This window comes from Brevundimonas sp. Leaf363 (assembly GCF_001424025.1).
Classification (GTDB): Bacteria; Pseudomonadota; Alphaproteobacteria; order Caulobacterales; family Caulobacteraceae; genus Brevundimonas.
Genome location: NZ_LMPZ01000004.1, coordinates 321,921 through 330,951, shown reverse-complemented (window position 1 = coordinate 330,951; position 9,031 = coordinate 321,921). Strand labels below are relative to the sequence as shown.

The following is a 9,031-nucleotide window of genomic DNA, read 5'->3' as shown; positions in this document are numbered from 1 at the left end:
CCGTCACTGGACCACCTTATCACTGGTACTGGCAGCAAAGCTGGACCTGATCTGCCGCCAAGCGTGATCGCCATCACCTGATGTCCGCTTTGGGTCGGGAGCCGACAGTCGCCCAGGGGCGGAAAGCGCTGTCCGCTAGCCTCCTCGAGTCCGAGTCAGAGACCAACGCCCAAGGCAGTCCAGGCCGCCATCTCGCCGTCCGCGATCGTCAGCGACACCTGCCAGGCTTCTCCTCTGCGGAGGATATAGACATGCTCCCACTCGGCAATCAGCTGGTCTTCCCGGCCCAGCATCCGATAGGCGATCCGCGCCTGGGCGACGTCGGGAAACAGTTCGTCCGCCGTCAGAACTTCACCGACGGGCCGGACGACGCCCTGTTGCCGATAGAAGTCGATCAGCGTCACGCAGTGTTCGCGAAACGCATCCCGAGGCATGGCGAAGTTTCCGGACGGCGAGGGGAACAACCCGACGGGGGCCCACATCTCGCTCAACGCTTCGGCGTCGTTACGAGCGAACGCATCGATGTAGCGAGCGAAAAACTCGTCAATCTGGTCGCGGAACGCCGTGCTCGGCGCTGACGGAATGTCGACCCTGTGATCCCTCAAGCTGCGGCTGCTGGGACATGCCGATCGTCCGCTGCTTCGATTTGCGTCCTGACAATGTCGTTAAAGGTCAGGGTGGGGTTTGCTTCAGCCAACCTTCCGATCTTTATCCAGAATTCCGCCTGCGCATTGATGGACCGGCACATGACGGAGCTGGCGCGCCGAACGTCTTCATGCAGCTGATCGTCGATCTTCACGAGGCCCATCACGTCTCCTTCGAATATACGAACCGTTTATGATCCGTATATTGCCATGTCAAATCCGATCGTCAGGTCTGGGCGCCCAATGCGGTCCGGGCACAACGCGCGCGGTCCCCCTATCTGGTCGGTAACGGACGTTGTTCGTGCGGCGGCCGCGTCAGTCGGCATGCGTTCAGCCACGGCGAACCGGCCCGCCTGATCCACGCCTCATCAGGCCCCGGCGGCGCTCATCAGCCGGTCCGTCGCCCTGGCGTCGATGCAGTCGCCATAGCTGGCCCGGGTCTGGGAAATGAGCCTGTCGTAGTTGGGCCGGCCTTCGAGGATCGTCGCGCGAATGTCGGCGATGCCCCGCATGGACAGAGCCCTCTCGATGATCTGCTCGGACTGAACGAAGGCCAGCACCCGGTGTCGATCCACCATCGACAGGTTCTGCAGCAGGCCGACCCGCACCGCCGCATCGACCCCGGTCTGCGGGAACGCCAGAGGCGCCAAGCTGGAGACGGCGGCGTACTCGTCCGCATTATTCTCGCGGCGCGCATCGATCTGGGCGAACAGCTCTGCGTAGGTCTCGGCGCGGTCGCGAGGAATCCGCTTGAACGCCTCGCTGCCGAGGGCGCGATCGAACGACGCCGTACTCCAGCGCCGGCTCGGGGCCCGATAGGGCTGGGGCAGGGCGACCGCCAGGCCTCCGGTCGAGACGGCCGGAGCCGCGTCCCACGCCCCTTCAGGCGTCATCACCTGTGCTGTCAGAACCGACAGCTTCTGGGTCAGGCAAGGCGCGATCACCTGTCGCTCCCAGCTGTTGCGGACGGCGTTCAGGATGTCGTCCCGGAACGCCACTTCGAGGTCGTGAGCGTCGCCTCGCAGCCGGATTTCCTCGACCAGGTTGTCAAAGGCGAGGGCGATCAGCACGCCGAACACGACCACCGCCATCTCGACCAGGCGCTGGCGGCTCAGGCGCCAAAAGACCCGCCGCTCTCGGCGCTCGTCGACCTCAGGCTCGGACATGGATCACCCCCAGCCCAGATTATTCAATTTTCGGCTGTTTGACAGCGGGACAGGCGCCGCTGACGGCGCTCAGGCGCTAAGCCGCCTGCCCCGTGCCCACGCGCGCCATCTCGATCTGGGCGGCCAGGCCCGGCGGCATGTCGCGTTCGGGCACGGCGGCGAGGGCCAGCAGCTGGTCGGCCTGGTCGGCGTTGACCAGCACGCTGGAGATGGCCGGATCCGTCAGGGTGTAGGCCAGGCAGATGGCCTCGCCGGACCACCCCTGGGTCCGGTGCAGGAAGGCGTAGGTCCCGGCGCCGGCCAGCAGATTGTTCGACTTCCTGGGTCCGCCGAAACCGAACAGGCCCTTCTTGGGCTGGCCGGCGGTGTCGGCCTTCTTGGCGGTCGACAGGCTCTGCGGGAAATAGTCGTAGGCGAAGACGGCCATGTCCTGCTCGCGCGCCGCGCGGATGCGGTGCCGCACCTGCCAGCTGGAGTTCAGATTGTAGGGCGTGGCCAGGATGTCGAAGGCGCCGGTCGAGACATAGGCGTCCATCACCTCGCCGTCGCCCGACACGCCCAGCAGGCGCACCCGCTCGGTGGCGCGCAGGGCCTTCAGCGCATTCAACGACGACTGCGGCAGCTCATGCTCGCCCGGCTCGTCCAGCAGGGCGAAGTCGATCCAGCCCAGCCCCGAGACGTGCAGCACCCGGTCGATCGAACCGGTCATGCCCTCGGCCGAGAAGTCGCGCGCCGGACCGCGGCGGCCGTCGCCGGCGCCCAGGGTGATGCCGACGCTGACCAGCTTGCGGTCCAGGTTCGACAGGGCGTCGCCGACCACCTCGGCCAGCACCGGATCGGCGCTTTCCAACCGGTAGCAGTTCACCCCGGCCTCCAGCGCCGTGAAGATCAGCTCTCGCGCCGCGCCGGGGCCGCGCGACAAGGCTTCGGTCCCCACGGACAGGGTCAGGTTGGAGACCGAGGCGCCGGTGCGCCCGAACGGACGATAACGCATGGCCTCAGCCTCCCTGAACCGCGCCGGGCGCCGGTGAGGGCGTGACGGTCTCCAGGGCCAGGGCGTGCAGTTCGCCGCCCATCTTTCCCTTCAGCGCCGCATAGACCAGCTGGTGCTGCCTGACGCGGCTCAAACCGGCGAAGGCGCTGGAGACGATGCGTGCGCGGTAATGGTCGCCGTCCCCCGCCAGGTCGTCGATGACGATCTCGGCGTCCGGAAAGGCTTCGGCCAGCTCGCTGTGCAGCGCGTCGATGGTCATGGGCATGGCGAGGCGGCCCTCATGGTTCGGGCGCAGAGCATGACGCGTAAACCTTAATGGGCGGCTACGGCCTAGATCGCCAGGCGGCTCAAGAAGACGACGACCTGCTCGTGCAGCAGCGGCAGCAGCACCGCTCCGGCCAATCCCGCGACCAGCCGGCCGCCCCGGCCAGTCTTCAGGCCCCGCCAGGCCACCCACAGCGCCAGGAGCGTGGCCACGCCGGCCAGAAACGCCGAAACCACCATCGCCGAGACGATGGCGTCCGTCCTGCCGGCGGCGCTCATATAGAACAGGCTGGTGCTGATCTGGTCGATGATGCGGATCAGCCGCCAACCGGTCCAGATCGCGACCAGCCCAAAGCCCGCCAGGGCCAGCAGCCTGGGGCGACCCGTCACATCAAGCCCAGCTGCTTGAAGCTGGCCACCCCGTCCCGCCCGACCACCAGATGGTCGTGGACGGTGACGCTCAGCGGCCGTCCCGCCTCCACGACCTGGCGGGTCATCTCGACATCGGCGCGCGACGGCGTCGGGTCGCCCGAGGGGTGGTTGTGCACCAGGATGACCGAACTGGCCGACAGCTCCAGCGCCCGGCGCACGATCTCGCGCGGATAGACGGGGGCGTGGTCGATGGTGCCGCGGTTCTGGATTTCGTCGAGGATCAGCTGATTCTTCCGGTCCAGATAGAGAACGCGGAACTGCTCGCGCGGCTCATGCTGCAGGGCGACGCGGACATAGGCGACCAGCGCCGTCCAGGACGAGATGACCTGGCGCTTCTCGGTCGGCTGTTTCGCCACCCGGCGCGCGACGTCGAAGATCAGCTGCAGGTCCAGGGCGATGGCGCGGGTCGCCTTGCCGCGCGCATAGCTCAGCCCGGCCGCGACCGTGTCCTCCAGCGCCTCGTGGCTGGCGGCCCCCAGCCCCTCCAGCCCGCCGAAGCGCGCCAGCAGGTCCTTGGCCAGCGGCTTGGTGTCCTTGTACGGGATCGACCGGAACAGCAGCAGCTCCAGCAGTTCATAGTCCGGCAGGGCCAGCAGCCCGCCCGCCGCCGCCCGCTCGCGCAACCGGTCGCGGTGCCCGGCGTGGCGCGGCGAGGCCTTCTTCGCGGGCTCGACCGGTTCAGCCGACAGGGCGGTTTGCTCGGTCATGTGGGCGTCCCTCCGAAGCGCCACCTTGCAACGGTCCCGGGTGCAGCTCAACCGGGCATTGCGGTGCGCGAACGGCGTTTGACAACTTGGGCGAGGCGCGATCACCTGCCGTAGAATGGGGGATCGGTGATGCGAACAGCGGCGATGGCGGCGGCGTTGTGGGGCGTCTTGGCGAGTGCGGCGACTGCGCAGAGCGGTCGGCCGGTGATTTCGTCCGAGGCCGATCTGCCGCCTGTGCGCTTTCCCGCCGCCGTGCTGCCCAGCCAGACCCTGAACACGCCGGCCTTTCTGGAGGCCTTGCCCGCCTACCGCGCCGAAGCCGAGCGGCTGCTGACCGACTATGACATCCGCGACCCGGCCATCGCCCAGCGGCTGCGCTATGGGCTGACGGCCATCGCCATCCTTCAGCACCGGCCCGCCGACGCGATGAGCCTGATCCAGGCCCAGAGGGCGGCGGAAGCGAAGCCACAGCTGCGCCAGATCGGGTCGATGGTGCGTGAGGCCCTGGCGGCTGGTCTGGCCGCCGGCGAGGCCGCGGGGCCTGACGGCCGCTGCGCCGCCGCCGCCGCACAGATCACCCGGACGTTGGCGGCGGCCGATCCCCTGACCGTGCGGGACGAGGTGGTCGGCCGCTATGGCGTGGTGCAGAGCGTCAGCCCGGCGTTCCACGCCGCCTCCGCCGCCCTGGTGGTCGATCCGCAGGCTCAGGCCCAGGGATCGATCAATGTGCTGGCCGCCATGTCGCTGGCGAACATGCGCGCCGAGGGGAATGGCGTGCCGCCCTGCCGCACGGAGATGGCGGCTGCGCTGAAGGCCTGGATCGACGACCCGGCGCACCGGCCGGTCGACATCTGGCCCGCACGCGAGGTGACGGCAGAGGCGATGGCAGGCGCCCTGCCTGTGACGGTGGCCGTCTGGGAATCCGGCTTCGATCCCAACCTGTTTCCGGGCCAGCTGGCCGTCGATCCCGCCGAGCCACTGGACGGCGTGGACAACGACGGCAACGGGGTGATCGACGACGCCTTCGGCCCGACCTTCGACGCCATGGTCCGTCCGACCCAGCAGCGTCTGCCGCCGCCGTCGCCCGAGCTGGCCGCCCGGCTGGGTCTGCAGATCGCCATCGAGAAGGGGCTGTCCGACCTGGCCTACGGCGACGACACGCCCGAGGCCCGCTTCGTCGCCGAGCGGTCGCGCAGCGCCGGGCTGGAGGAACAGCTGGCCGACATCCGCGTCTCCAGCGAATGGAACGGCGCGTCCCACGCCACCTGGGTGGCCAGCCTGATCGCCGACCCGGCGCCGTTCGTGCGGCTGTACGCCTTCAACCTATATCCGTACGGCGACTATCCGGATCCGCAGGTTTTCGTGGAGGCTGATATCCAGCGGTGGGCCGACGCCCTGCCGGCCGGCGGCGCCCGGCTGCGCGGCGCGGGCGTGCGGATCGTCAACATGAGCTGGGTCTCGAACGCCGACGGCTGGGCCGAGGGCCTGCTGCGCGCGGGGCAGGAGACCGACCCCGAACGCGCGGCGACGCGCGGCGCGGCCATGGCGGCGGTGATGCGGGCGGCCATCGACGGCGTCATCCGCGACTGCCCGGACATCCTGTTCGTCGTCGGCGCGGGCAACAGCGATCAGCCGGAGGAAGTCCAGGACGCGGCGCCCCAGACGCTGGATCGGCCCAACATCCTGGTCGTCGGCGGCACGGGCACGTCGGGACGCCCGACAGCCTTCACCACCTATGGCGCGCGGGTGCGCCTCTATGCGCTGGCCGAGGGCAACATCGTCCGCAGCCCCGGCGGACAGGTGATGCGCCGCTCCGGCACCTCCTTCGCCTCGCCCATGACGGCGCGCGTGGCGGCCCAGATGCTGGCGGTGGCGCCGGGCCTGACGCCGGAGCAAGTGATCCAGGGTCTGCTGGAGACCGCGCAGCCCGGCGAAGGCGGAGACCTGCCGGTGATCCATCCGGCGCATGCGGTGGCGTGGGCGAGAGCGCGGCGCTAACCCGCTCTCCGCCCCCTGGGCGGAGACAGGCCGCTCTTGCGGCCAGAGGCGGGCCCGAAAGGTCGAGTCCGGGACTTGCCCGCCTCTGCTCGCTGCGCTCGCTGTCTCCGCCCAGGAGGCGGAGAACGATATCTAGAACGGCGGCTTGAACAGGTTCGCGGGCGAGGCGGTGAAGATCTCCACGCCGTCCTCGGTCACGCCCACCGAATGCTCGCACTGGGCCGACAGGGACTTGTCGCGGGTCACGGCGGTCCAGCCGTCGCTGAGCACCTTCACGTGCGGCTTGCCCAGGTTCACCATCGGCTCGACGGTGAAGAACATGCCGGGCTTCAGCACCGCGCCGTCGCCCTTGCGGCCATAGTGCAGGACGTTGGGCGTGTCGTGGAAGATGCGGCCGATGCCGTGGCCGCAGAAGTCGCGCACCACGCTCATGCGCTGGGCCTCGACATAGCGCTGGATGGCGTAGCCGATGTCGCCGAAGGTGTTGCCCGGCTTCACCTGCTCCAGGCCCAGGCGCAGCGCCTCATAGGTCACGTCGACCAGTTTGCGGGCGCGCGGATTGACGTCGCCGACGCCGTACATCCGGCTGCTATCGCCATGCCAGCCGTCGACGATGACGGTGTGGTCGATGTTGACGATGTCGCCGTCCTTCAGCACCCGGTCGCCCGGAATGCCGTGGCAGACGACATGGTTGATCGAGGTGCAGACCGTCTTCTCGTAGCCCTTGTAGCCCAGGCAGGCGGGCAGGCCGCCGCGGTCCAGGGTGAACTCGCGGATCAGATTGTCGATGTGTTCGGTGGTGACGCCCGGCTTCACATGCGCGGCGATCATGTCCAGCGCCTCGGCCACCAGACGCCCGGCCTTGCGCATGCACTCGAACGCCGCCGGATCCTCGTGGATGCGGATGCTGCTGGAGCGAACGAAGACGTCGGTGTCGGTGTCGGGGGTTTCGTACATGGGCTGCAGGGCTGTGGGCTGAAGGCGGATTAGGTGGCGATCCTAGCACAGGACCGCAACGGGCGGGAGCGCGGCGGAATAGCGATCCCCTCCCCATCGCAGATGCGGTGGGGAGGTGGCTCGGCCGTCAGGCCGAGACGGAGGGGCTGCTCAGGCGCGGCGCTTGACGTCGCCGGTCGTATACGACCGGCTCCACCCCTCCACCACTTCGTGGTCCCGCTCCCCATGAAGCATGGGGAGGAAAGTCCAGAGGCTACCCCTGCGCTTTGCCGCGGCCGCCATTCGACGGGCGACGGTTGCGGGGGCGGCGGTTCAGGTTGTCGACCGCCTTGGGTTCGGCCGAGGCCGAGGCCGCGACCTTGGGACGTTCACCCGACATGGGGTCATAGGCGCGGGCCGGCGGCGCGGCGTGGGTGCGGCCGGGCTGGGGCTTACGCTGGCGATGCGGCTGGCCGCCGCCTTCGGGGCGGACGCCGTCGCGGCGCGGATTGCGCGGGCGGTTGCGCATCTGGTCGCGGTCGCCGCCTTCGCGATCCGGCATCGTCGCCTTGGCATTGACGCCCGCCGCCATGATCGACTGGTCCAGCAGGGCCAGAGACTTGTCGTTGCGGCGGTCGGTGGCCGGGATCTTCTGGCGCGTGACCTTTTCGATGTCGCGCAGCAGCTTCATCTCGTCGCCGGCGACGAAGCTGACGGCGGTGCCGTCCTTGCCCGCGCGGGCCGTCCGGCCGATGCGGTGGACATAGCTTTCCGGCACGTGCGGCAGTTCGAAGTTCACGACGTGCGAGACGCCGTCCACGTCGATGCCGCGCGCGGCGATGTCGGTGGCGACCAGGACGCGCAGCTTGCCGGCCTTGAAGGCGGCCAGGGTGCGTTCACGCTGGGGCTGGCTCTTGTTGCCGTGGATGGCCCCGGCCTCGACGCCGCCGGCCTCCAGATAGGCCGCGACCTTGTCGGCGCCGTGCTTGGTCTTGGTGAAGACCAAGCAGCGCGTGTACTCGGGGTCCGAGAACATCTCGGTCAGCAGGGCGCGCTTCTTGCCCTGTTCGACCCAGACGACCGACTGGCTGATGCGCTCGACGGTGGTGGCCTGCGGCGTCACCTGGACCTTGACCGGGTCCTTCAGCAGCTCGCCCGCCAGCTTGCCGATCTCCGACGGCATGGTGGCCGAGAAGAAGAGGTTCTGGCGCTTGGCCGGGATGCGGCTGACGATCTGGCGGATCGGCTTGATGAAGCCCAGGTCCAGCATCTGGTCGGCCTCGTCCAGCACGAAGATCTCGCAGGTCGAGAGGTCCAGCGTCTTCTGCTGGATATGGTCAAGCAGGCGCCCCGGAGCGGCCACCAGGATGTCCAGGCCCTGCTGCAGGGCGCGCTCCTGGCCGCCGTACTTCACGCCGCCGAAGATGACGGCGACGCGGAAGCCCAGGTGCTGGCCATAGGTCTTGAAGCTGTCGCCGATCTGGGTGGCCAGTTCGCGCGTGGGGCTCAGCACCAGGCAGCGCGTGGTGCGCGGCTTGGGCGCGACGCGGTTGGCGGCCAGGCGGTGCAGGATCGGCAGGGCGAAGGCGGCGGTCTTGCCGGTGCCCGTCTGGGCGATGCCCAGCAGGTCCTTGCCGGCCATCACGTCGGGGATGGCCTGCGCCTGGATCGGGGTGGGGGTGGTGTAGCCGGAGGCCTTCAGGGCCTGGAGCAGGGCCGGGTTCAGGCCCATCTGGTCGAATGTGACTTGCGTCATGGGGTGTCGTCTTTCGCGAAACGACGGCGCGTATCGACCGGGCTCGAAAGCCAAAGGGGCCGCGCACCGTCGGCCCGGGCAAACCGGGCTGTAACGGGCGGCGCCCCGCGTGTCCGGGCGACGTATGATCTTGA

Annotated in this window: 10 protein-coding genes; 1 reads left to right on the top strand and 9 read right to left on the bottom strand. The window is 69.0% G+C overall.

The annotated features are described in order from the left end of the window. Positions 1–155: 155 nt before the first annotated feature. The 7 genes from ASG17_RS15855 to radC form a co-directional block, all read right to left on the bottom strand. Positions 156–404: a hypothetical protein gene (locus ASG17_RS15855; protein ID WP_235560472.1), complete on the bottom strand. Its 249-nt coding sequence runs from the start codon at positions 402–404 to the stop codon at positions 156–158. Positions 405–601: 197 nt separating this feature from the next. Then, positions 602–808 carry a ParD-like family protein gene (locus ASG17_RS14100; protein WP_056105048.1) on the bottom strand — a complete coding sequence of 69 codons (207 nt, stop codon included), beginning with the start codon at positions 806–808 and terminating at the stop codon, positions 602–604. Between the two features lie 204 nt (positions 809–1,012). Continuing rightward, entirely contained in the window at positions 1,013–1,810 is a 798-nt protein-coding gene (locus ASG17_RS14095; RefSeq protein WP_056105046.1) for a hypothetical protein, read from the bottom strand. Positions 1,811–1,886: 76 nt separating this feature from the next. After that, entirely contained in the window at positions 1,887–2,804 is a 918-nt protein-coding gene (locus ASG17_RS14090; RefSeq protein WP_056105045.1) for an aldo/keto reductase, read from the bottom strand. A 4-nt stretch (positions 2,805–2,808) separates the two neighbouring features. Next, positions 2,809–3,069: a BolA family protein gene (locus tag ASG17_RS14085; RefSeq protein ID WP_056105043.1), complete on the bottom strand. Its 261-nt coding sequence runs from the start codon at positions 3,067–3,069 to the stop codon at positions 2,809–2,811. Between the two features lie 65 nt (positions 3,070–3,134). After that, positions 3,135–3,458, bottom strand: coding sequence for a hypothetical protein (locus tag ASG17_RS14080; RefSeq protein WP_056105041.1), 324 nt, complete (start codon positions 3,456–3,458; stop codon positions 3,135–3,137). Then, positions 3,455–4,207, bottom strand: coding sequence for a DNA repair protein RadC (gene radC, locus ASG17_RS14075; RefSeq protein WP_056105039.1), 753 nt, complete (start codon positions 4,205–4,207; stop codon positions 3,455–3,457). Before radC ends, ASG17_RS14080 begins: the two co-directional genes overlap by 4 nt. A 129-nt stretch (positions 4,208–4,336) precedes the next feature. On the opposite strand from radC, the gene ASG17_RS14070 reads away from it, so the two are divergent. After that, positions 4,337–6,205 carry a S8 family serine peptidase gene (locus tag ASG17_RS14070; protein WP_082496300.1) on the top strand — a complete coding sequence of 623 codons (1,869 nt, stop codon included), beginning with the start codon at positions 4,337–4,339 and terminating at the stop codon, positions 6,203–6,205. A 132-nt stretch (positions 6,206–6,337) separates the two neighbouring features. Here the strand turns inward: ASG17_RS14070 and map are convergent, their stop codons facing one another. Together map and ASG17_RS14060 are read right to left on the bottom strand one after the other, a co-directional pair. Beyond that, the gene (gene map / locus ASG17_RS14065; protein ID WP_056105035.1) at positions 6,338–7,162 is read right to left on the bottom strand and encodes a type I methionyl aminopeptidase; all 825 of its coding nucleotides are present in this window, start codon (positions 7,160–7,162) and stop codon (positions 6,338–6,340) included. A gap of 253 nt (positions 7,163–7,415) precedes the next feature. Next, positions 7,416–8,897, bottom strand: coding sequence for a DEAD/DEAH box helicase (locus tag ASG17_RS14060; RefSeq protein ID WP_235560471.1), 1,482 nt, complete (start codon positions 8,895–8,897; stop codon positions 7,416–7,418). Positions 8,898–9,031: the final 134 nt, after the last annotated feature.